Genomic DNA, 22,646 nt, shown 5'->3' on the forward strand with positions numbered 1-22,646 from the left:
TCTGTGCTTGAATTTTGGCACAAGCGCTCCATATCCGAGAGGTGATTTAAGTACGCATTTCCGGAGCCCCGCATGTCAAAACTGCTGAGAATTTCTACCGCTACAGGCTTGCTGGGTCTTGTTATCACCATGACCGCCGCGCTTAACGGAGCAGTCCCAACAGTTTTGGGGCTTGGGTTCGTCATGGCCGCGCTTGGGCTAATCGGGGCCCTGGTTGGTGCGGCGGCGTCTCTGCGTCATGCCTGGCAGTCCTCACACTGATCCTCGGGCAAATCACCGAAGATAAATGCTTGCTCGTTAACTCCGGTTTTACCTGTCTTCCCTGAAACTGATGCCCGGACCCTAGGCGTCGGGATCAGAGGAACGGTAGATCATGGGAAACAGGACACGCGTGGACCTGCCTGAGGGCTCGGATAATCCGTTGAGCGCTGCCGTCACCTCTCGGGATCAGTCGGTCGTCCAGATGGCGACCGAGGCGGTAAAGCACAAACAATGCCGGTTGGCCTTTCAGCCAGTCGTGCAAGCGCATCCTCCGCAAGGCGTCGCCTTCTACGAAGGGTTCATCCGCGTTCTGGATGAAACCAGTCGTGTCATCCCCGCACGTGAGTTCATGCCGCAGGTCGAAAACACACCTATCGGCCGTGATCTCGATTGTGTCGCGCTTGAGATGGGGTTGCGCACCCTGATCCGAAACCCGGGCATCCGCCTTTCGATCAATATGTCAGCCCGGTCCATCGGCTATGCCCGCTGGTCGCGCGTGTTGGACAAGTTTCTGAAAAAAGACGCAAGCGTGGGCGAGAGGTTGATACTGGAAATCTCGGAAAGTTCGGCAATGCAGGTACCTGAACTGGTGGTTGATTTCATGGACCGCCAACAATCCCGAGGTATCGCCTTTGCGCTGGATGATTTCGGGGCCAGCAACTTCAGCTTTCGTCATTTCCGCGAGTTTCTGTTCGACGCAGCCAAGATCGACGGGCAGTTCATACGCGGGATCAGCAGCAACCCCGACAACCAGGCACTCGTGCGGGCATTGATCGCTGTCGCGCGTGAATTTGAAATTCTTGTCACTGCCGAATCGGTCGAAAGCGCCGAGGATGCCAGTTTTCTGATCGCCAATGGCGTGGATTGCCTGCAGGGCTTCTTATATGGCGCGCCGTCGGTCGCACCGCCCTGGAAACAGGAAAAACCCGCGAAAACGGGCAGTTGAGCGTGGCATCGCGCGCAGAACACCGCCACAGATTACGCTGAGACAACCTATCCGTTGCTGCAGATGCAGCATTACGCTATTGCAGAAGGTGCTGGAGCGGGGGATCACAAGGCGCTCTTGCATTCGGAGAACCCCTCTCCATGACCTGCGCCGTCAGATTTCCCACAGGACCATGACGGTAAAGGATTGACTGTATGACCAACGTAGTAATCGCATCCGCCGCACGTACGGGCGTCGGTAGCTTTAGTGGTTCGTTTGCGAACACCCCTGCACATGATCTGGGCACTGCCGTCCTAGAAGCGGTTGTCGAACGCGCCGGGATCGACAAGGGTGAGGTAAACGAAACCATCATGGGTCAGGTCCTGACCGCGGCGCAGGGACAAAACCCCGCCCGTCAGGCGCATATCAATGCGGGCCTGCCGCAGGAAAGCGCCGCCTGGAGCATCAACCAGGTGTGCGGCTCTGGCCTGCGCGCTGTCGCACTGGGCGCTCAACACATTCAGTTGGGCGATGCCGACATCATTGCCGCGGGTGGTCAAGAAAACATGACCTTGTCACCCCACGCTGCTGCCTTGCGCGCCGGTCACAAAATGGGTGACATGAAATACATCGACACCATGATCCGCGATGGCCTATGGGATGCGTTCAATGGCTACCACATGGGTCAAACGGCCGAGAACGTCGCCGAGAAATGGCAAATCAGCCGCGATATGCAGGATGAATTCGCCGTCGCATCGCAGAACAAGGCCGAAGCCGCCCAAAAGGCTGGTAAGTTTGCCGACGAAATCGTGCCCTTCACCATCAAGACCCGCAAGGGCGACATCGTGATGGACAAGGACGAGTACATTCGCCACGGCGCAACCATGGAAGCCATGGCCAAGCTGCGCCCGGCTTTTGCCAAGGACGGTTCGGTCACAGCGGCAAATGCCTCGGGCCTGAATGACGGTGCAGCGGCGACGTTGCTGATGTCGGCCGAGAACGCCGAAAAGCGCGGGATTGAACCGCTGGCCCGGATCGCATCTTACGCGACCGCTGGTTTGGACCCGTCGATCATGGGTGTTGGTCCGATCTATGCCTCACGCAAAGCGCTGGAGAAAGCTGGCTGGTCCGTTGGTGACCTAGATCTGGTAGAGGCCAACGAAGCCTTCGCTGCGCAGGCCTGCGCGGTGAACAAGGACATGGGTTGGGATCCGTCGATCGTGAACGTAAACGGCGGCGCAATTGCCATCGGCCACCCGATCGGCGCGTCAGGTTGCCGGGTTCTCAACACCCTGCTGTTCGAAATGAAGCGCCGCGATGCGAAGAAAGGTCTGGCGACCCTTTGCATCGGCGGAGGCATGGGCGTCGCGCTGTGTGTGGAGCGCGACTAAGTGCGCTGAAAACTAATTACAAAAGGGCGTCCTCCGGACGCCCTTTTTTGTTACAATCGGATCATATCCCTTAAATGCGACAATATCGCCGGACAGAAAGACAAAATCTATCACGAAACGATATTGCGCATCCTCAACTCTCAGAGTAACAGAATTACCAAGACGACTAAATTTGGAGGAGTCCTAAATGGCACGTACAGCACTCGTAACCGGCGGTTCCCGCGGCATCGGCGCAGCAATTTCCAAGGCGCTAAAAGCCGAAGGATACAATGTTGCCGCCACCTATGCAGGCAATGACGAAGCCGCCGCAAATTTTACAGAAGAGACTGGTATCAAGACTTACAAATGGAATGTTGCGGATTACGACGAATCCAAAGCGGGCATCGAAAAGGTTGAGGCCGAAGTTGGCCCGATCGATATCGTGGTTGCGAACGCAGGCATTACCCGCGATGCACCCTTCCACAAGATGACGCCCGAACAGTGGCATCAGGTGATCGACACCAATCTGACTGGTGTGTTCAACACCGTACATCCCGTATGGCCGGGCATGCGCGAGCGCAAGTTCGGCCGCATCATAGTGATCAGCTCGATCAACGGTCAGAAAGGCCAATTCGCGCAGGTGAACTATGCTGCGACCAAGGCGGGCGATCTGGGCATCGTGAAATCCCTGGCGCAGGAAGGCGCGCGCGCGGGCATCACTGCAAACGCGATCTGCCCCGGCTATATCGCGACCGAAATGGTGATGGCGGTGCCGGAAAAAGTACGCGAATCGATCATCGGCCAAATCCCCGCAGGCCGCCTGGGTGAGCCGGAAGAAATCGCCCGTTGCGTAGCGTTCCTGGCTTCGGACGATTCACAGTTCATCAACGGCTCGACCATCTCGGCCAACGGTGCACAGTTCTTCGTCTGAACAAGTTGTATCAGAATGAAAACGGGCCGGTCCAATCAGGACCGGCCCTTCTTTTATCCCGTAAGACCGCGCGCGCAGCGGTCAGCGGGAACCGAAAATCAATCTCCAGATGCTTCTGACCGCTTTGCCACGCTCGGAATGCGCCCTTTGAAAGGCACGCTGGACAGATGGATGGGTTGTCATCTCAATCATATTAGCCTCTTTCCCGGATCAGTTTCATTTGACTTAAATTGATATTGAGGCTTATTTTTCCTACGTACAAACGAGGATTTTCGAGGCTACAGTTAAGGAAATTTTAACTGACATGAGTGACCGCCTACCCCCGCTGACAGCGCTGCGCGCCTTTGATGCCGCCGCGCGGCACATGTCCTTTGCCAAAGCCGCCGAAGAGTTGCACGTTACCCCGGCCGCGCTGTCCTTTCAGATCAAATCGCTGGAGGAGCACCTGGGGCAGCCACTGTTTCGCCGCCTGAACCGGGCCGTCGAACTGACCGAGACGGGGCGTACATTGGCCCCCGGTGCTGCAGAGGGCTTTGCAACGCTACAAACGGCATGGGCGGCGACACGCAGACTGCAGGACACCAAGACGCTAACCCTCACCGCTGGGCCGGCGTTGACTGCCAAATGGCTGGCCCCGCGGCTGTTTGAATTTGCACGCCTCCACCCGGATATCGAACTACGGCTATCCGCGTCGCTTAAAGTCGTGGATTTACGGCGGGATGATGTGGACGCGGCGATCCGTTTTGGAACTTCGGACGATACAGACCTGGCTTCATATGCTGCCCGTCCAGATTGGGTGACGCCAATCATGACACCAGAGCTGTATGAAAGATTTCAAACACCGGATTCGCTTCGCGAGGCGCCGCTCATATTTGACGATTCGCTCTTCAACGTAGCGCCGGGCTGCGATTGGCCGTCGTGGTTCCGTGCCGTCGGAATGTCGTTTGCGCCGACAACGGGTACACATTTTTCTCAGCCTGATCATGCCATTGATGCGGCCTGTGCCGGGTTGGGGGTCGCGTTGGGACGACGGCCATTGATTATCAAGGATGTACGCGAAGGTCGGTTGATTGCCCCCTTCAAAGTGGCTGTTCAGACCAAAGCCCGGTTCCGCTTTATCTGCCTACCAGAATCCAAAGATCGCCCGCAAATTGCGGCTTTCCGAGACTGGTTCTTTGCAGAAATCGAAAAAACCGCACATATGTGGGATGACTTCGAGATCATTCCCGAAAAGGAACTGAGATACTCATGACCCGTTCTCGTGCGACCGCAATCGGCTTTGTCGCCGTATTGCTGTGGTCTCTGCTGGCCCTGTTCACTGTTGGCTCATCCCCAACACCCCCGCTGCTGCTGAACGCCATTTGTTTTACAATCGGCGGCATTTTAGGCCTGATCTGGACCGCAGCGAACGGCGGACTTGGGCAATTGCGTCACATCGCGTGGACGACCTACCTTTTTGGAACAATCGGGCTTTTCGGCTATCACGCACTTTATTTCTCGGCCTTGCGCATGGCCCCTGCGGCCGAAGCGGGATTGATCGCCTATCTATGGCCCTTATTGATTGTCCTGCTGTCTGGCCTGCTGCCCGGAGAGCATCTGAAACCTGGCCATCTGATCGGGGCCTGCCTTGGCTTTGCCGGAGCGGCTGTCATCATCACTGGTGGCGGAAGTGCGGGGTTTCAAGCGCAACACCTGCCCGGCTATGGGCTGGCTTTGCTGTGCGCGCTGACATGGTCTGGCTATTCGGTTCTGTCGCGTCGGTTGGGCGACGTGCCTACAAGCTCGGTCGCGGTGTTCTGCATCTTGACGGCCATTGCTTCATGGATCTTGCATTTCGCAGTAGAAGAGACGGTCTGGCCGCAAAGCGTATTGAGCTGGGCCTCGACCGTTGCATTGGGTCTGGGTCCCGTTGGGCTGGCGTTTTATGTTTGGGATATTGGGGTCAAGCGCGGGGATATTCAAATCCTGGGCACCGCCTCATACGCGGCACCTTTGCTTTCCACGCTGGTGCTGGTTCTGGCCGGGATCGCCGCCCCGTCCTGGGGTCTGGCGATCGCGGCTTTATTTGTCACCGGTGGCGCTGCCATCGCGGCCCGCGCCAGCCTGAAGGCTTAGGCCGACAGGCGCTCGATCTCTTCTTTCAGCTTCAGCTTCTGTTTCTTGAGCTGTGCGATATGGAGATCGTCGATACCAGGTGAGCGTTGCGCTTCTTCCACTTCAAGACCAAGAGTTTCGTGTTTCTTCTTCAACTCCGTCAAATGTGCGCTCACGCTCATGGCGGTCCTCCTTCTCTGGTTTGTAAGTGTCACGTAAGAAGTTGATCACATCATTTCCAGCCTGTCACGCTGCAGACGCACAGAATCTGTAACAAATCCGACAAATTCGGCTGGTCATTGCCGATCAAGCGAACAGCCCGGTCAACGCCGCCCCATCACGCAGCACGGCTGAAACCTGAGGAGTGTAGCTTTCGCCATCCTCAACGTGCCGGTCACCCGCATGCAGAACCAGCGGTGCATGCAACCGGAATGCAGCACGTCCACCTTTTCTGGCGCGCAGGATTACCAGTTCAGCGGCACGATTCGCCCGGGGTGACAAGGGCAGAACCTCGACTGAGCCCAAGCGCCCAGCGCAGCCCGTCAGCAAGTCGGGCAGTCGATCCGCTTTCTGGATCATGTGCAGATACCCACGCGGAGCCAGCCGCCGGGCAGCGACATCGATCCAATCCTGCAACGGCGTGTTCTCACCCAACGCAACCCGTCGCCCCGCATCGGTCGCCGGGCTGTACGCGCCGGGGCGGTAATAGGGGGGATTGGCGATGACATGATCGAACTGCATCTGGCGCAGATCTTCTGGCAGGGCGCTCAGGTCGGCCTCAACTATGGTCAGGTTGGTATTTTCATCCGCGTTCCGGCGCGCCAGTTCCGCGTAGGCCGGTTGCAGCTCGACTCCCGTCGCCTGCAGCAGCGGTACGCGCGCCATCAGGCATTGGATCGCCGCCCCCGCCCCGCAGCCCAGTTCCAACACGAACTGGCCTGCGCATGCCGGGACCGAAGCCGCCAGCAAAACCGGATCGACCCCTGCGCGATATCCTGAGCGCGGCTGCCACAGACGCACACGGCCGCCCAGAAAATCATTGCAGGTCAAATCGCTGTCGGAAAAGCTGCTCATCGCCCCAATGGGATCTCATTGTCGCGCATGACCCGTTCGGCACGGGTCAGATCGTCGGTGCGGACCATCAGACGGCGGGGGAAGATTCCGATGCCCCCTTCGAGGATGCTCATATTTACGTCCATCTGAAAGCAGTCTATATCCTCGCCCTTAAGAAGGGCAGTTGCAAAAGCCAGGATAGTCGGATCGGTGCTGCGCAATAGTTCTTTCATGGGGGTGGATGTAAGGGCAAGGTGAGCCGGAAGTCGAGCCTTGTATCAGGAGTGTGATGAGCATCAGCACAATCTCGAAACCGCACGAGCGTCTGGCAGAGATGCTGGCGGGTGAAATGGCCGCGGTGAATACGTTGATTCGGACGCGCATGGCGTCGGAACACGCGCCGCGCATTCCCGAAGTGACCGCTCATTTGGTTGAGGCCGGTGGCAAGCGCCTGCGCCCGATGCTGACATTGGCTGCGGCGCAGCTGTTCGGGTACGCTGGCGACCATCACGTCAAGCTGGCTGCTACGGTCGAGTTTATTCACACCGCGACCCTGTTGCATGACGATGTCGTTGATGAAAGCGGGCAGCGTCGGGGTCGTCCGACCGCAAACCTGCTTTGGGACAACAAATCCAGTGTTCTGGTAGGTGATTACCTGTTTTCCCGCAGCTTCCAGTTGATGGTCGAAACTGGCTCACTTCGCGTTTTGGATATTCTGGCCAACGCTTCTGCAACCATTGCCGAAGGCGAGGTGCTGCAGATGACCGCATCGACCGATCTGGGCACGGATGAAGGCGTGTATCTGCAAGTCGTGCGCGGCAAGACTGCTGCGCTTTTCTCAGCCGCAACCGAGGTGGGCGGCGTGATCGCTGGCGCGTCTGACAGGCAGATCAAGGCACTATATGACTATGGTGACGCGCTGGGGATTGCGTTCCAGATCGCAGATGATTTGTTGGATTATCAAGGTAATAGCGCAGCGACGGGTAAGAATGTCGGTGACGATTTCCGTGAACGCAAACTGACCTTACCTGTGATCAAAGCCGTCGCCCAAGCGAGCCCCGAAGAATATGCGTTCTGGGAGCGCACGATCAGGCGTGGCCGTCAGGAAGAGGGCGATCTGGATCATGCCCTGTCACTGATGGGGAAATATGGCACGCTGGACGCGACCCGCGCGGATGCATTTGATTGGGCCGCCAAGGCCAAATCAGCGCTGGCGGCGCTTCCTGATCACGAGATTCGCATTCTGTTGGGTGATCTGGCCGATTACGTCGTTTCGCGCCTCAACTGAGCATCGTCGCGCGGCACCACCAGCCGGGTTGCGCGGCACCGATCTCATAAGCGGCGAAATGAGCTGCCTTCAACGTGGGGTAAAGCGCGAAACAGGTTGAGCCTGAGCCCGACATGCGCGTCAGAAGCACATCTCGTGTATCGCGCAAAGCATCGATGACATCCGCAATACCGGGTGCCACGGATCGCGCAGGTGCCTGCAGGTCGTTTCGTTGACCCAGCAACCAATCAGCACAGTCTTCTGGTGTTTTGAATCCGGGAATGTCTGCTGGCATCGGTGTGTTTTCACGGCTCCGCAAGGCGGAGAAGATTGCCCCAGTCGGCACTGTGATGCCCGGATTGACCAGAAGCGCAGGTAGGGGCGGCAGTGTGATCGGCTCAACCTTTTCGCCAATCCCCCGCATCCGCGCCGCTGTGGCTTGCATGCAGACCAGAACATCCGCGCCAAGCGACAGCGGTGCGGTTTCGGCCATCTCGATCCCCTGCGCGATAATAGTGCGCAAGACCGCCGCAGCGTCAGAGGACCCCCCGCCGATGCCGCCGCCATGGGGCAGGTGCTTTTCCAGATGAATACTGCCAGTCCATCCTATGGCTTCGGCGGCTTGCCATACCAGATTGCGATGACCGGTGGGAACACCGTTCGAAAACTCACCGGCAATCGAAAGCATCAGCTCGGGGCCGGATATAAGGTTCAAGCGATCGCCGATATCCGCAAAGGCAACAAGCGAATCCAGAAGATGATAACCATCTTCACGCTGGCCGGTCACGTGCAGGGTCAGATTGATCTTTGCAGGCGCAAATGCCTCAGCCTTCATTGGCAACCTTCAGTGGTTCCCCGCCTTCCTCAACCAGAACGGCATCCAACCCAACCTCAATCTTGCGACGGATGCGTTCGGGATCGGCCTCACCGTCCGTATCTTCGGGATCAATGAAGGATAGGGCTCGTTTCCACTGGAATTCGGCCTCACGCGCGCGGCCGACGGCCCAATAGACATCGCCCAGATGATCATTCACCACCGGATCGACGGGCATCAGCTCAACCGCGCGCTCCATATGATCTACCGCTTCATCATATCGACCTAGACGGAACAGCACCCATCCCAGACTATCGACAATATAGCCACTATCCGGGCGGGCCGAGACCGCGCGTTCGATCATGCCCAGAGCCTCGTCCAGCTTTTCCTTCCGTTCGACCAGCGAATAGCCAAGATAATTCAGCACCTGCGGCTGGTCAGGGTTCAACTCAAGTGCACGACGGAAATCAGCCTCGGCCTGTTCCCAATTCTTGAGGCGCTCATGGGAAATCCCACGGGCGTAGTGCAGGAACCAATTGCTACCTGCACCTTCCTCGGTCAGGGCAATGGCTTTATCATACGAACTGACCGCGGCGACGTAATCTTCCTGCTGACGTCGAAGATCCGCCAATGCCACATGTACACCGGGTAAATCAGGGTTTTGAGCTGCAAGGTTTTGCAGCACTTCTGCGGCCGCATCTTTGCGATCTGAACGGCTGAGCACTTCGGCGCGGCCCAATTCAGCGGCATGATAGTCACTGCTGCCCGGAGGCACCTGCCGATAGACGTCAACAGCCAGATCATATTGCTCAAGCCCGTCCAGTAACTCAGCGCTCAGCAGGATCGCGTCGATATGGTCGGGGCGCAGGAAGGTCGCGGCCCGAACGTAGAGCAGAACATAGTCTTGCGACGCCTCGGCACTCAAAGCGGCACCTACTGAATAGAACACTTCGGCCATGCCGTCCTGGGCTGATCGTACATGTGTGAAAGGCAGTGTTTCGCCCGCCGTCAGGCGTTGAACATACCCTTCTATGGTTGGATCGCTTCCCGCAGCAAACACTTCGTCAAGGAACTGCAGCGCATCTTCGTTGCGATCCAATTGCGACAATACTTCGGCCCGCGACAGCGCCGCCCGCCGAGAAAACCGGGCGACCACACCGTTATCTGCCGTGAAAATTGCCTCAGCGCCTTCAATATCACCGACCGAAGCCAAGGCCAAAGCCTTGTGATAATGCGCGAATTCTTTCAGACCTTCCTGGGTTGAGACAGCATCGAAATGCTCCATCGCTTTGGACATGGCACCTTGCGCCATATGGGTCCAAGCGATCAGCAAGCCATCAACCAGGGGGCCAACCCCTTGTGATTCAGGGTCACGGGCCAGAAATTCATCCAGCTCTCCGCTTGCCAGCAGATTGGCCGAGATCACCATACGGGCGGCCTGACTGGGCAGATCTTGCTCTTCTATAGCAAACGCAACCGGTAATGCGCGTTCGATTTCGCCAAGAGCCAGCCGCGCCACCACGACGTTCTCCAACAGCCTTCCGTTTTCGGGATCAGCCTTCAAAGCCTCCGAATAATATCGTTCGGCGGCTGGATAGTCGCTTTGATATATCGCCTGCCGCCCTGCCAGATACGATCCCGATCCGGTATCTGATACTGCCGGTAGCGCCATTGCCGAGCTGAGGATTACGGCCAGTGCCGCGCGTCTTATCGGGGAAACCACCAATTGCCTGCCTTGCTGTCGTTGCCTGAACGACAAGCTAGGGCTTTGGTGGGCCAGAGGCAATGGCAGAGCCTTCACGACCCCGCCAGTACCCATGTTCTCGCCTACATATTGGGGTAGTTCGGGCCGTCGCCACCTTGCGGCGTGGTCCAGGTGATATTCTGGCTGGGATCCTTGATGTCACAGGTCTTGCAGTGAACACAGTTCTGAAAGTTGATCACGAATCGCGGTTCGCCATCGTCCTCGACCATCTCATAGACACCCGCTGGACAATACCGCTGCGCCGGTTCGTCGAATTTAGGCAGATTGACCTTAACCGGAATTTCCGGATCGGTGAGGCGCAGGTGGCAGGGCTGGCTTTCCTCATGATTGGTCGCGGCAAACGATACGTTTGTCAGGCGGTCGAAGGACAGCACGCCGTCGGGTTTCGGGTAATCGATTGGCTGGTGCTTGCTGGCATCTTCGGTCGACTCAGCGTCGTTCTTGCCATGTCCAACCGTACCAAACAGCGAAAAGCCCAGCGTGTTCGTCCACATGTCCAGACCGCCCAGCATCAGACTGGCGGTCAGGCCCCATTTCGACCAGATCGGCTTGACGTTGCGCACTTTCTTCAGGTCTGCGCCGATTGGGCCGTCGCGTACATCAGTCTCGTAGGTGGTCAGCTCATCACCCGAACGCTCGGCCTTGATTGCATCATAGGCGGCCTCGGCAGCGGCTTTGCCCGACAGCATCGCATTGTGGTTGCCCTTGATGCGCGGCACGTTGACCATACCCGCCGAACAGCCCAGCAGCGCCACGCCCGGGGCAACCAGCTTTGGCATCGACTGATAGCCGCCTTCGGTGATTGCACGGGCGCCGTAAGCCACGCGTTTGCCGCCTTTCAGCAACTCTGCCACCATCGGATGATGCTTGAAGCGCTGGAATTCCATGTACGGATACAGATGCGGATTTTTGTAGTTCAGATGGACCACAAAACCGACATAAACCTGATTGTTCTCAAGGTGGTAAATGAACGACCCGCCTCCCGCGTTGCTGCCCAGCGGCCAACCCATCGTGTGGGTGACGGTGCCTTCCTTGTGCTTGTCTGGATCGATCTCCCAGATCTCTTTCATGCCGACGCCATATTTCTGCACTTCTTTGCCAGCAGACAGATCGTATTTGGCGATCACTTCTTTGGATAGCGAGCCACGCACACCTTCTGACAAGAAGACATATTTGCCGTGCAGTTCCATGCCCGGCTCGGTGTTGGGGCCATAGGAGCCGTCTGGCTCCAGACCAAACACACCTGCCACAACGCCTTTGACTTCACCGTTTTCGCCATAGACCATTTCAGAGCAGGCCATGCCGGGGAAAATCTCTACGCCCATCTCTTCGGCCTGTTCGGCCATCCAGCGGCAGACATTGCCCATTGAGACGATGTAGTTACCGTGGTTGTTCATCAGCGGCGGCATCGGGAAGTTGGGGATGCGGATCTGGCCCGCCTCGCCCAGCATATAGAAGTTGTCTTCTTCGACCGGTACGTTCAGTGGCGCGCCTTTTTCCTTCCAATCGGGGATCAGCGCATCCAGACCGCAGGGGTCCAGCACAGCACCCGACAGGATATGCGCACCCACTTCCGAGCCCTTTTCCAGCACGACGACATTCAGATCAGCATCCAGTTGTTTCAAACGGATGGCCGCAGACAGACCGGCAGGGCCTGCGCCCACGATCACCACGTCATATTCCATCGCTTCGCGTTCAATCTCGGCCATCGCGGGCTCCTTCGCTTACTTTCCGAATTGGCGCTTTTCTCATGCGGTCCGCGCAATATTGTTTCACAGCTGGTTACATGCTGGAAAAGACCTTGGTCAATCGAAACACGGCGTAACAATGACGCTATTCGACAATTCAGCCCTCTGGCGTATCCCCCATAAGGTATCTGGGACCGCTACCAAGGGATTTGGCCCGGTCATCGGGGTTATAGAGCTTACATTTGGGCAGACTGAGACAGCCGCAACCGATGCAACCATCCAGATTGTCGCGCAGTCGCATCAGCGTGTCGATTCGCTGATCCAGACGGGTGCGCAACACTTCGCTGATAGTCTTCCAGTCATGGGGCGTTGGTGTGCGATTTCCCGGCAGTCCCGACAGAACCTCACGGATCTCGGGCAACGTCAGGCCGAATTGCTGCGCGATCATCACAAAGCTCAGCCGCCGAATATCGGCACGCTGATACCGCCGCTGCCCGCCTGCATTCCGCCACGGTGAAATCAAACCCTGTGCCTCGTAATACCGGATTGCCGAGACGGCCAACCCGGTACGCCGGGCCAGTGCGCCAATCGCCAAACCTTCGGAAACTGCCATAACGAACTCCGGAAAAAATCCCTTGACCTAAAGTTAGGTTCAGAAATTACAGTGAGTCGGGACAAACCTCAAGCAAAGAAGGAGAACCCATGATGGCGACCTTGGAACATACCAACTTTACCGTCCGTGACCCGAAGGCATCCGCGGCATGGATGCAGGACGTCTTCGATTGGAAAACGCGCTGGGAAGGCCCGGCAATAGCAGGCGGCTATACCGTGCACGTGGGCAGCGCACACACCTATCTGGCACTTTACACCCCCGATGATCCGAAGCCCGCCGTAGAAAGCAGCTACGATATCTTGGGCGGGTTGAACCATGTGGGCGTGCTGGTCGAAGATATTGATGCAACCGAGGCCAAGGTTCGAAAAGCAGGGTTCGAACCGCATAACCACGCTGATTATGAACCCGGACGGCGATTCTATTTTCGTGACGATAACGGCATCGAGTTCGAGGTGGTTCAGTATGATTGAGATGCTGTGGCTTGCGCATGATGCCTGCCGCTGGCGACGAGGTGAGTTGTTGGGACAGCGCCATAGGCGCGCCCAACCCCCTCAAAGGCGGCGCTAAGTCGCGAGTTTGCTGACAAGGTGCGCCTCCCCTCTTGCAATTCACGCCTCATTTGGGTCAGGTAATTGCCAACCCATCCTTCGCCCCGACGCTGACCCATGCGGCGGGGCGTAACAATTTCTGCGTGGACGACAAGACTATGGAAAAGATCCCCATGACGCCTACGGGCAATGCCGCGCTCGGGGCGGAGCTGAAAAACCTGAAATCCGTCGAGCGCCCGGCCATCATCGAAGCGATTGCAACGGCACGCGAACTCGGTGACCTGAAAGAGAATGCCGAATATCACTCGGCCCGCGAAAAACAGGGCTTCATCGAAGGCCGCATTAAAGAGCTTGAAGGCATCCTTTCACTGGCCGATGTCATTGATCCGGCCAAACTGTCGGGTGCGATCAAATTTGGTGCCCAGGTGACGCTGGTTGATGAAGATACCGATGAAGAAAAGACCTGGCAGATCGTGGGTGAGTATGAGGCCAACATCGAGAAAGGCCTTTTGAACATCAAATCCCCTATCGCGCGCGCCCTGATCGGCAAGGAAGAAGGCGACAGCGTCGAGGTTCGCACCCCCGGCGGCGTGCGTTCCTACGAAGTCCTGAGTATCAAATACGCCTGAGCGGAGCGTTTGTCATGTCAGGGTCTGAACCTGAGCAGGAAACCGAAAAGCCAACGTCGCTGGGTATCTATGACCGCCCCGCGCACAGCTCGGTCACCGAGATCGAGATCGCGGCTGTTGTGCTCAGCCTGATCTGGCTGGTGGTATCGGTTGTGTTTCTGGTGCTCCCCGGCGCACAGCAAGGCGGGTTCATCGTAACGTTCCTGGCGGTGTTCATGCCCGTGGCGATGATCTGGGTCGCTGCCCTGGCCATGCGCGCCAGTCGTGTGATGCGCGAGGAAAGCGCCCGCCTGCAGACCGCAATCGACGCGATCCGAAACAGCTATGTCGTTCAACAACAGCGCGCCGCCAGCACTTATGAGCCGACAGTCGGCAAAAAGCTTGACGAAATCGCCGAAAGCGCGAAAAAGACTGAAAGCGCACTGGCGACATTCTCGACCAACCGCGACGAGCCTGCGCGGGTCAGTAAGCCCACATCTGAGGCCGCCAACCAAACCTCGTTGGAACTCGGGACACCGGCGGAAGACATTGCACCCCCGCTGCCTACCGATATCTTTATCCGCGCCCTGAACTTCCCCGAAACGCAAAGCGATGAAGCTGGTTTTGATGCGCTGCGCCTCGCTCTGAAAGACCGCAAGACATCGCAACTTGTGCAGGCCTCACAGGATGTTCTGACCCTGCTCAGCCAGGAAGGCATTTATATGGATGACCTGCGCCCCGATATGTCCCGGCCAGAGGTCTGGCGGCAGTTTGCCCAAGGCGCGCGCGGGCGGTCGGTGGCCGCATTGGGAGGTATCCGGGACCGGTCATCACTTGCACTGACGGCGGCACGGATGAAACAGGACCCGATTTTTCGCGATGCGGCCCACCATTTCCTGCGTCGCTTCGATCACATGATCGTCGAGTTCGAGCCCGAAGCCAGCGACGCTGAGCTGACAGCACTGGGTGAAACCCGCACTGCACGGGCCTTCATGCTGCTGGGGCGGGTGGCAGGGACGTTTGACTAAGGCGCTTTGAGTTTTCTCGGAACAATTAAAAAGCAATGCTCCTCAGAGCCCAAAGCTTCCGTATGGAATAAATCGCACCAAATCGCCCTGCTTGATATCTCGGGCACCGTCCTCAATTTCCACAAGACCTTCGGCCCAGCTCAGCCCGCTGATCCGGCCCGACCCTTCCGAATGAAACACCTCGGCCTTTCCATCGCGGATACGGGCGCGCAGATACTCGCGGCGGCCCGGTTTCTTGCGCTTTTCAAACGCGGCAGGCATGTCGAACCCTTGGGGTTCCTGCCAGCCTGCGCCAGCCATCAAGCTCAGCGCAGGGCGTGCAAAGATCAATGTGCAGACCATCGCTGCCACGGGATTGCCCGGCAGACCGAAAACGGGTGTTTGCCCCCACATACCCAACGCCAGAGGCCGGCCGGGCTTAAGTGCGATGCGCCATTCCTGCATCGCCCCAGCCTCACGCAACAGCGCCGAGACGTGATCTTCATCACCTGCAGACGCCCCGCCACTTGTCAGGATTACATCCACCCGCTCAGCCGCTTGATCCAGATGCAGCTTCAATGCCTCGCGGTCATCAGTCGCGCGCCCAAGATCAACCGGATCAAAACCCATACGTTCTACCAGCGACAACAACATTGGGCGGTTGGCATCATATATCTGCCCCGGCCCAGCACTGTCGCCCGGCTCGACCAGTTCATCCCCGGTCGACAGCACGCCCACGCGCAACGTCTTGCGCACGGATACCTCGGCCACCCCGACTGCCGACAAAAGCGCCAAATCCGCTGACGTCAACCGCCGACCGGCAGGCAAGGCCAATGCGCCTTCGACTACGTCTTCACCTGCATTTCGCGTATTGGCACCCTGTTTCAATGGGCCTCGGAAAGCGACGTGCCCGCGTTCAAACGTCACGTCCTCTTCCAGGATGACCGTATCAACACCCTGTGGCAGGGCGGCCCCGGTCAGAACACGCACAGCATGGCCTAAAGGAACCTCACCGCTAAACGGAATACCCGCAGCAGCCCGCCCATCGACTAACGGCAAAACGCAGGAACCATCTGGCACAGGCCCGGCGAATCCGTACCCATCTACAGCCGTGTTTGCCTGTGGCGGATTTGACCGTTTGGCCAGCTCATCCGATACCAGAATGCGACCCGCGGCCTGCATCAACGGCACGCTCTCGATCCTGGTCACTACCGTCAATCTATCCCGCAACAGCGCCAGAGCTTCGTCAACCGGCGTCCAGTTCACCCCGGCGGGCAGGGCAAAGCAATCATTGCGCAAGGGTGGCGGTGCAATATCCGGCTTACTCATAATCCGACCTCCCCAAGGATGAAATCTGCAATGGCCATCGTATCACCCAGATCGAATACGGGGCGATCCAGTTCCAATGACGTATCGCTGGCAACCGCGCGGATCGAGTCATCATTTGCTGCAATCAGCGGATTGCCGGGCTCTGCGCGAAAAGCCTCGACCTTGGGATGACGTTCGCGTTTGAAACCTTCGACCAGCACCAGATCGACCGGTGACAAACGGGCCAGCAACGCGTCCAGCTTTGGTTCCGGCGCGCCGCGCAGCTCCTGCATCAAGGCGATACGCTGATCTGATGCCAGCAACACCTCGGATGCACCTGCCACACGATGACGGTGGCTGTCCGTGCCCGGCTGGTCGACATCAACGCAATGATGCGCGTGTTTGACCGTGGAAACGCTAAAGCCACGCCCGCTGATCTCGGCCACCAGCCGTTCCATCAGCCCGGTTTTACCTGCGTTTTTCCAGCCGGTGACGCCGTAAACCTTCATGCTTGCTCCAACAATGTTTCGGCGCGTGCCAAATCTTCGGGCGTGTTGACGTTGAAAAACGGATCAAAAGGTTCGGCTGAGAACAAGGCTTCACGCCCCTCATGCTGGTCGGTCCACAGGACAACCTTGCGCAAACCACCCTCAAGCGCCACTCGCAGATCATTGCGCAGGGCGACTGGCCAGAGGCCAAATGTCGGGTGCCGATTGACCCGCTTGCCGCCACCAGATTTCAACGCATCATCCCCAGTACGCGGCGTGGTAGCGAGAACAAGTGGATGCTGTTGCCCATCAGCGGCCAGCAACAATTGCGCCACCAGATCACGCGAAAAAAACGGCGTATCCGCCGCTACCGTCACGATGGAATGTGCACCTTGTTCAGCAGCCCAATCGAGACCTGCGAGAACACCGGCCAACGGCCCTGCGAAGCCTACAATCGAATCCGCAATCACAGGTAGACCCAGCTTTGAAAACCGCGATGCGTTCCCGTTGGCATTCAGTGCCAGTCCGTTAACCTGAGGTGATATCCGTTCGATCACACGATCCAACAGGCTTTGCCCGCCGATCTGCAACAACCCTTTGTCGCCTCCGCCCATGCGGGTTGCGAGGCCACCCGCAAGAATGACACCTAATGGTTTCTGCTCCCAATCAGCCATTGGCGCTCTTCCTGCGATGTTTCTTGTCCTCGACTGCTACGGTCGCGGGATCAACGTCACGCACCAAACGGTCCTCACCCGAAAGGCAGACATACCGCTGCCCGCGCATGCGGCCGATCAGGGTCAGACCGACTTCGCGCGCGATCTCCACCCCCCATGCGGTGAAACCTGAACGTGAGGCGAGTACCGGGATGCCCATCATCGCCGTTTTGATCACCATTTCCGAGGTCAGGCGACCGGTTGTATAGAGGATTTTGTCCGCCGCACCCTCGCCTTCGGACAACATCCAACCCGCGATCTTGTCGACAGCGTTGTGGCGGCCCACGTCCTCCATATAGACCAACGGGCGGTTTTCGCGGCACAGCACCGTGCCATGAATCGCCCCGGCCTCAAGATAGAGCGAGGGCGTACGGTTGATCTTGGCGGCCAGATCATACAGCCACGAGGTGCGCACGGAGACCTGCGGCAGGCGCACGTCCTCCAGCCCTTCCATCATATCACCGAACACAGTGCCCACGGCGCATCCGCTTGTGCGGGTTTTTTTCTTCAGCTTGTCCTCATACGAGGTCTCGCGCGCCGTGCGGACAATCACGGTTTCTAGATCATCGTCGTAGTCGACTTGCTTTATTTCGTCGTCGGCCAACAGCATCCCCTGATTGCGCAAGAACCCCAGTGCAAGGTATTCGGGATAATCGCCGATGGTCATCGCGGTCACGATTTCCTGCGCGTTGAGGAAGATGGTCAGCGGACGTTCCTCAACCACCGAAATCTGGCTGACCTCACCATTCTGATCCACGCCTTGTACCGCGCGGGTCAGGCGGGCTGCACCGGGATCGGGTGCGATAAGGTATTCTGACAGATCGATTTCCGTGGCCAATTGCAACCCTTTCACAAGACGGCTACTGCTGCTTGCGTCACCATAGGATTTAGCCATGGCTTCCGCCACATCCAAGTCTTACTTCTGGAAAGGTTTTCGCGACGGTTCGCCCTTCGTATTCGTGGCGATTCCCTTTGGCACCTTGTTCGGCGTGTTCGCGACCGAGGCGGGCTTGAACATCGTCCAAACCATGGCCTTTTCCGCCACAGTATTCGCCGGGGCAGCGCAATTTACCGCACTGCAGCTGCTGCAGGACAACACCCCTACGATCATCATTCTGATTTCTGCGCTGGCGGTGAATCTGAGGGTTGCGATGTATTCGGCTTCGCTGACGCCCTATCTGGGGGCGGCGCCGCTGTGGCAGCGCGCCTGCGCCGCCTATCTGATTGTGGATCAGTCCTATGCCTGTTCCGTCGTCCGGTTTGAGAAAGAGCCGGACATGTCGGTGCCCCAACGCATGGCCTATTTTGTCGGCTCGGTCACGCCGATCACTCCGCTTTGGTTGATTGCAACGTATCTGGGGGCAGTTCTGGGGACGCAAATTCCAGACAGCTGGGCGCTGGATTTTGCCCTGCCCATTACGTTTCTCTCGATGATTGGGCCGATGATGCGCACGCTTGCCCATGTTGTTGCAGCACTGGTGGCGATTGTCGTGGCGCTGCTGACGGTTGGAGTTCCGTTCAACCTCGGCCTGCTGATCGCTGGCGCGGCCGGTATGATTGCTGGTGCGCAGGCAGAGTTGCAGCTGGATCGGAAGAAAACATGACCCAAGTCGACCCGACCACTATTTGGATCATCATTATCGGTCTGGCAATTGGCAGCTATGCCCTGAGATTTACCTTTATCGGGTTGGTCGGGGATCGCCCGATGCCCCCCTGGTTGCTGCGTCATTTGCGCTATACGGCCGTTGCGATCATTCCGGCCCTGATTGCCCCGTTGGTGGTGTGGCCAGCGGCCACGAACGGGCAACCGGATGTGCCACGCATGGCGTCAGCAGCGGTTGCACTGACGGTTGGAATAGTCACGAAAAACGTATTGGCAGCCATCTTCTCGGGGGCCGCTACGCTGTACGGTCTGCTTTACCTAGTTGGTTGAGGCCGCTTCAAGCTGATTGAGCCGCGCGTTGTTTGCGGCCAGACCCTGCTGCAGATCGGCCGAGTCACTCTCGCGGTATTCCGTGGTCACGACACCCGGAATCTGGCCAAACTGCTCGGACAGTTTCACAGGATAGAAAGTGGTGCTCATTTGCTCGAAACCCGGAACCTGCTGCAACAATTGCGAGGTTGAGTTCGCGCAGTACGCTCCGGCCACCGGGCCCATCTGCTTGGCCAGTTGCAGCGCGATCTCGGCCTGTTGTGGCGTCACTTCAATGGTCTGGATGCGGGCATAGTGCGTCTCGCGCGCGTGGCTGCTGCGATAGGCGCGCTCGACATTGGGTGTGATGCCATAAAGAACGTCGTTCTTGATAGGCACGACATCCGCCCGAAATGAACCGGCAGGGTCAAAAATCACCCTTTCGCTGCCGCTGATCATCAACGATGTATGCGCGCCTGATCCGGTGCGCGTGCTGATCATGGTGTACAGCGTCAGCGTCGAAGGCCCAGGATCGCGATACGAACGCGATGCAACCTCGGACTGGTCAGCCTGAGGGCGCTGAGACCCGACACAACCAGCAACCAATGCCGCCAGCAGGCAGGCTATCAAAATTCTGAACATGGAGCGCGCGCCTCTGGGTACTTAGGCCGCAAACACCGCCAGGAAAACACAAAGGGCAATACATGCCACCACAAACCAGGTGGTGAACTTGACGAACCCGTCAAAGGTTTTGGTTTGAACGGTGATGTCCATCTCGCCGTGCTTATGATCAGCCATGTGTCAAAGAATCCCAATTCGCGTGTTTGGAGTGTTGGATAATGCAAAATGTCTGGCCTGTCACGACGTCAATCGCGCGCAGGTGCGTCAAAAACTGAACACCCAGGATAACCAAACCCCCAACGCCATGGCAATCCGCTGCAGGGGCCACCGCCAAAGCGTACTGCCATGAACATCGCCTCAGAGGTGATCGAATGGACTGATCGGATCTGATCCGGCGACATGTCATAGCGTTCGGCATATTCGTCGGCATAGGTTTCGCCATGGGTTTTAACGCATGTGCGCAGGGCGTCGTCGGCGGCGAGGCGGGCGTCAAAGCTTGCTTTGGCCTGTAACGCACCGCCCGCGTTATGATAGGCACGATCATGGGTGACGCAGCAATATTCCCACGGCGGATGCGCCTCATAAAGTAGGCTGAACTTGGGAAAGGTCTCAGCAACCAGACGCCAGCTGGTGGACAAGCCGCCCGAACAGCCGTCCGTTTCAAACGGGGACAGTGCAGCATCACGGATGGACTTTACCAACGCCCGATGCGCAGGCATTTCAACGCTGCGCATCAGATCTTGCCCGGCTGCAGGCAACGCGCAGCAGGCGAGAACGACGGCGAGTCTAAGGGCTCTCATCGCGCATCTCGGACGTATCGAGCGACAAGCCAAAGCTCGTTGCCAACCACAGCATCAACCGCTCACCCGGCCCCATCTCGGCGCGGATGCGTAGCACCTCGCGCGCCGTCGCCGGACGGTCTGTGATCAACCCGTCAACCCCCATCGAGGCCATCGCAGACATCTGCAGCGGGTCATTCACCGTCCAGACGTAAATGTCCTTGCCCGCATCATGGATCGAGCGGATCAGACCCGGTGTAACCGTCGCCGCGTTCACGGCGACAAAATCGCCCTCTAGCCCCGACAGATCGCCAATTGCCGTAGCCGCCAGAACACCCGCGCGCCAGTCAGGGCGCAGCGCTTTCATCTTCTGCACTACTGGGTACTTCAGCGACATTGTGGCGATGTCGTCCTGCATCTCCAGCTCTTCGACAATGGTTGCAACGCGGTTTTCCAGATCGACGTCATGACCATAGTATTTCAGCTCGATGATGACCTTGGATTTGCCCTTGGCTGCCTGCAGAACATCGTGCAGCGTCGGTGTGCGTTCCGAGGCATATTCCGGGTCAAACCAGCTGCCGATATCAATCTCGGCAACATCTTCCATCGTTGCATCCCAGACCTTAAGCGGCACGCCCGCCAACTTCATGAAATCGCTGTCATGGGCAATGATAACCACATCATCGGCAGTTTCCTGGACGTCAATCTCGACCCAGTCGGCCCCATCTTCGATGGCCTTCAGGACCGATGCCATGGTGTTTTCAGGCCGCAAGGCCGCTGCACCACGATGAGCGATGACATCCGCATGATCCGGGGCTTGAACACGCTCCAGCAACTCTTGCCCGAACCAGAGGCCGACCAACACGGCAATGATCGCTCCACCTACTACGGAATAGAGTGGTGCGCGTAAATTTCCGGGTTCAGGATGCGGAATCTCCCGTCCTTGTGTCTCAAAGAACCCGTCCAACAAAACTGCCAGCGCACCCAGCGCAATGGCTGCCAGCACTAGGCCCGCCAGCGACCACAGACCCGCTATGACCAAGCTGTAGATCAGCGCAAAACGCAGGTTCGCGCTGTCTTGAAGCGGCACAAGATCAAATAGCAACCCAGCCACAACGGCGATCAGCGCAGCGATCGCAACCCGTGTGGCGAGCCAGAGGCCCAACTCGATCTTGAGCCTGCCGCGTTTGCCTTCCATCCGGTCCGTGCTGATCGCGAAGGCCTCGGCAGGCTTGCAATCCTCGAACAGTACAAGATGCAGCGCAAGCGCCCAGGCTGAGAGTCTGCGGATCAGGACCCACGCCAAACACAGCACGACAAAACCGATCAGTACCACCGCGACCCAGAACGAAGGTGGATGGAAGGTAAGGTAATAGTTGATGTCGTATTCCGTCAGCATCCACCATGCGATCACTCCGGCAACAACGACAAACGGCAACGCCAGTACCAGCACCCGCAGAATGAACCGCGCAGCGAACTCGAACAACGCAGGCAGGCGCGTCACGATCAACCGGATCGAGGCGCTGCCCGCGCGCCACGGATCGCGTTCGCCCATCCGCAGCGATCCAGCCATCACCGAAAAGACAAAGACCTCGGCCAGTAGGAACAGGCTAAGGACCACAACCGCCGCGATGAACCCGGCAGGCGACAGCAGGAACATCGCAATGTCCTGATCCGTCAGCGCCGACTGGTCTGATAGCGAAACAGCAAGATTGACGGCAATCGCAACGCCCGGCGCGATCAGCGCGACCAGCAGCAGCCGCACGGCAACATAGACAGGCACAAACACGCGCCGCCGAGCCCACGCGCCCCGATAGGCATTTGTAACGGCTGAGAAATTGGTCACGCGCGCGCCTCCTGAATTGTCGGTACATTCAAGGC

Annotated in this window: 27 protein-coding genes; 12 read left to right on the top strand and 15 right to left on the bottom strand. The window is 58.0% G+C overall.

What is annotated here, in order from left to right; all coding sequences use genetic code 11:
• Positions 1–72: 72 nt before the first annotated feature.
• The 6 genes from Q1B46_RS08820 to Q1B46_RS08845 all read left to right on the top strand — a co-directional run bounded on the left by Q1B46_RS08820 (position 73) and on the right by Q1B46_RS08845 (position 5,602).
• Positions 73–261, top strand: a complete 189-nt coding sequence (locus Q1B46_RS08820; protein ID WP_299947051.1) for a hypothetical protein — start codon at positions 73–75, stop codon at positions 259–261.
• 112 nt (positions 262–373) lie between these two features.
• On the top strand, positions 374–1,207 hold the full coding sequence (locus Q1B46_RS08825) for an EAL domain-containing protein (protein ID WP_299947054.1): 834 nt from the start codon (positions 374–376) through the stop codon (positions 1,205–1,207).
• A gap of 194 nt (positions 1,208–1,401) precedes the next feature.
• Positions 1,402–2,577 carry an acetyl-CoA C-acetyltransferase gene (locus Q1B46_RS08830; RefSeq protein ID WP_299947056.1) on the top strand — a complete coding sequence of 392 codons (1,176 nt, stop codon included), beginning with the start codon at positions 1,402–1,404 and terminating at the stop codon, positions 2,575–2,577.
• 187 nt (positions 2,578–2,764) lie between these two features.
• Entirely contained in the window at positions 2,765–3,487 is a 723-nt protein-coding gene (phbB, locus tag Q1B46_RS08835; protein WP_299662864.1) for an acetoacetyl-CoA reductase, read from the top strand.
• 304 nt (positions 3,488–3,791) lie between these two features.
• On the top strand, positions 3,792–4,739 hold the full coding sequence (locus tag Q1B46_RS08840) for a transcriptional regulator GcvA (RefSeq protein WP_299947059.1): 948 nt from the start codon (positions 3,792–3,794) through the stop codon (positions 4,737–4,739).
• Positions 4,736–5,602 (top strand): EamA family transporter, encoded by an 867-nt coding sequence (locus Q1B46_RS08845; protein WP_299947062.1) that lies wholly within the window; start codon positions 4,736–4,738, stop codon positions 5,600–5,602. Before Q1B46_RS08840 ends, Q1B46_RS08845 begins: the two co-directional genes overlap by 4 nt.
• Here the strand turns inward: Q1B46_RS08845 and Q1B46_RS08850 are convergent.
• From Q1B46_RS08850 to Q1B46_RS08860, 3 genes are all read right to left on the bottom strand, one after another.
• Positions 5,599–5,763: a DUF465 domain-containing protein gene (locus Q1B46_RS08850; protein ID WP_008756591.1), complete on the bottom strand. Its 165-nt coding sequence runs from the start codon at positions 5,761–5,763 to the stop codon at positions 5,599–5,601. The genes Q1B46_RS08845 and Q1B46_RS08850 overlap by 4 nt on opposite strands.
• Before the next feature lie 124 nt (positions 5,764–5,887).
• Complete coding sequence (locus Q1B46_RS08855) at positions 5,888–6,655, bottom strand: methyltransferase domain-containing protein (RefSeq protein WP_299947066.1); 768 nt, start codon at positions 6,653–6,655, stop codon at positions 5,888–5,890.
• A complete protein-coding gene (locus tag Q1B46_RS08860) occupies positions 6,652–6,867 on the bottom strand; it encodes a DUF2007 domain-containing protein (RefSeq protein WP_299662854.1) in 216 nt (71 codons plus the stop codon). Before Q1B46_RS08860 ends, Q1B46_RS08855 begins: the two co-directional genes overlap by 4 nt.
• Before the next feature lie 56 nt (positions 6,868–6,923).
• Here Q1B46_RS08860 and Q1B46_RS08865 point away from each other — a divergent pair, with 56 nt between their 5' ends.
• Positions 6,924–7,922, top strand: coding sequence for a polyprenyl synthetase family protein (locus tag Q1B46_RS08865; RefSeq protein ID WP_299947070.1), 999 nt, complete (start codon positions 6,924–6,926; stop codon positions 7,920–7,922).
• On the opposite strand, the gene Q1B46_RS08870 is transcribed toward Q1B46_RS08865, so the two are convergent.
• From Q1B46_RS08870 to soxR, 4 genes are all read right to left on the bottom strand, one after another.
• Positions 7,915–8,736 (bottom strand): 4-(cytidine 5'-diphospho)-2-C-methyl-D-erythritol kinase, encoded by an 822-nt coding sequence (locus Q1B46_RS08870; protein WP_299947073.1) that lies wholly within the window; start codon positions 8,734–8,736, stop codon positions 7,915–7,917. The two genes, Q1B46_RS08865 and Q1B46_RS08870, sit on opposite strands and share 8 nt — an antisense overlap.
• Positions 8,726–10,387 (bottom strand): tetratricopeptide repeat protein, encoded by a 1,662-nt coding sequence (locus Q1B46_RS08875; protein WP_299947555.1) that lies wholly within the window; start codon positions 10,385–10,387, stop codon positions 8,726–8,728. Before Q1B46_RS08875 ends, Q1B46_RS08870 begins: the two co-directional genes overlap by 11 nt.
• Before the next feature lie 155 nt (positions 10,388–10,542).
• Positions 10,543–12,189 (bottom strand): electron transfer flavoprotein-ubiquinone oxidoreductase, encoded by a 1,647-nt coding sequence (locus Q1B46_RS08880; RefSeq protein WP_299947076.1) that lies wholly within the window; start codon positions 12,187–12,189, stop codon positions 10,543–10,545.
• Between the two features lie 136 nt (positions 12,190–12,325).
• Positions 12,326–12,781, bottom strand: a complete 456-nt coding sequence (gene soxR, locus Q1B46_RS08885; protein ID WP_299947079.1) for a redox-sensitive transcriptional activator SoxR — start codon at positions 12,779–12,781, stop codon at positions 12,326–12,328.
• 89 nt (positions 12,782–12,870) lie between these two features.
• Here soxR and Q1B46_RS08890 point away from each other — a divergent pair, with 89 nt between their 5' ends.
• The 3 genes from Q1B46_RS08890 (at position 12,871) to Q1B46_RS08900 (ending at position 14,965) form a co-directional block, all read left to right on the top strand.
• A complete protein-coding gene (locus Q1B46_RS08890; protein ID WP_299947082.1) occupies positions 12,871–13,251 on the top strand; it encodes a VOC family protein in 381 nt (126 codons plus the stop codon).
• Between the two features lie 236 nt (positions 13,252–13,487).
• Positions 13,488–13,958: a transcription elongation factor GreA gene (gene greA, locus Q1B46_RS08895; RefSeq protein ID WP_299663098.1), complete on the top strand. Its 471-nt coding sequence runs from the start codon at positions 13,488–13,490 to the stop codon at positions 13,956–13,958.
• Positions 13,959–13,972: 14 nt separating this feature from the next.
• Entirely contained in the window at positions 13,973–14,965 is a 993-nt protein-coding gene (locus Q1B46_RS08900) for a hypothetical protein (protein ID WP_299662844.1), read from the top strand.
• A gap of 42 nt (positions 14,966–15,007) precedes the next feature.
• Here the strand turns inward: Q1B46_RS08900 and glp are convergent, their stop codons facing one another.
• From glp to Q1B46_RS08920, 4 genes are read right to left on the bottom strand one after another with little or no spacing between them, the layout of a single operon-like run.
• Positions 15,008–16,273, bottom strand: a complete 1,266-nt coding sequence (gene glp / locus Q1B46_RS08905) for a gephyrin-like molybdotransferase Glp (RefSeq protein ID WP_299947086.1) — start codon at positions 16,271–16,273, stop codon at positions 15,008–15,010.
• Positions 16,270–16,761, bottom strand: coding sequence for a molybdopterin-guanine dinucleotide biosynthesis protein B (mobB, locus tag Q1B46_RS08910; RefSeq protein ID WP_299947089.1), 492 nt, complete (start codon positions 16,759–16,761; stop codon positions 16,270–16,272). Before mobB ends, glp begins: the two co-directional genes overlap by 4 nt.
• A complete protein-coding gene (gene mobA / locus Q1B46_RS08915) occupies positions 16,758–17,414 on the bottom strand; it encodes a molybdenum cofactor guanylyltransferase MobA (RefSeq protein WP_299947092.1) in 657 nt (218 codons plus the stop codon). The genes mobB and mobA overlap by 4 nt, the downstream gene beginning before the upstream one ends.
• A complete protein-coding gene (locus Q1B46_RS08920; RefSeq protein WP_299947094.1) occupies positions 17,407–18,348 on the bottom strand; it encodes a formate dehydrogenase accessory sulfurtransferase FdhD in 942 nt (313 codons plus the stop codon). The genes mobA and Q1B46_RS08920 overlap by 8 nt, the downstream gene beginning before the upstream one ends.
• Here Q1B46_RS08920 and Q1B46_RS08925 point away from each other — a divergent pair.
• Together Q1B46_RS08925 and Q1B46_RS08930 are read left to right on the top strand one after the other, a co-directional pair.
• Positions 18,347–19,057 (top strand): AzlC family ABC transporter permease, encoded by a 711-nt coding sequence (locus tag Q1B46_RS08925; RefSeq protein WP_299947095.1) that lies wholly within the window; start codon positions 18,347–18,349, stop codon positions 19,055–19,057. The genes Q1B46_RS08920 and Q1B46_RS08925 overlap by 2 nt on opposite strands.
• Entirely contained in the window at positions 19,054–19,386 is a 333-nt protein-coding gene (locus Q1B46_RS08930) for an AzlD domain-containing protein (protein WP_299662839.1), read from the top strand. The genes Q1B46_RS08925 and Q1B46_RS08930 overlap by 4 nt, the downstream gene beginning before the upstream one ends.
• Here the strand turns inward: Q1B46_RS08930 and Q1B46_RS08935 are convergent.
• The 4 genes from Q1B46_RS08935 to Q1B46_RS08950 all read right to left on the bottom strand — a co-directional run bounded on the left by Q1B46_RS08935 (position 19,375) and on the right by Q1B46_RS08950 (position 22,611).
• Complete coding sequence (locus Q1B46_RS08935; RefSeq protein ID WP_299947098.1) at positions 19,375–20,007, bottom strand: hypothetical protein; 633 nt, start codon at positions 20,005–20,007, stop codon at positions 19,375–19,377. The genes Q1B46_RS08930 and Q1B46_RS08935 overlap by 12 nt on opposite strands.
• Positions 20,008–20,028: 21 nt before the next feature.
• Positions 20,029–20,163 carry an aa3-type cytochrome c oxidase subunit IV gene (locus Q1B46_RS08940; protein WP_299947100.1) on the bottom strand — a complete coding sequence of 45 codons (135 nt, stop codon included), beginning with the start codon at positions 20,161–20,163 and terminating at the stop codon, positions 20,029–20,031.
• Positions 20,164–20,231: 68 nt separating this feature from the next.
• Positions 20,232–20,786 (bottom strand): hypothetical protein, encoded by a 555-nt coding sequence (locus Q1B46_RS08945; protein ID WP_299947102.1) that lies wholly within the window; start codon positions 20,784–20,786, stop codon positions 20,232–20,234.
• A complete protein-coding gene (locus Q1B46_RS08950; RefSeq protein ID WP_299947104.1) occupies positions 20,773–22,611 on the bottom strand; it encodes a glycerophosphodiester phosphodiesterase family protein in 1,839 nt (612 codons plus the stop codon). The genes Q1B46_RS08945 and Q1B46_RS08950 overlap by 14 nt, the downstream gene beginning before the upstream one ends.
• Between the last annotated feature and the right edge of the window lie 35 nt (positions 22,612–22,646).

It is taken from the genome of uncultured Ruegeria sp. (assembly GCF_947500045.1).
Classification (GTDB): domain Bacteria; phylum Pseudomonadota; class Alphaproteobacteria; order Rhodobacterales; family Rhodobacteraceae; genus Ruegeria.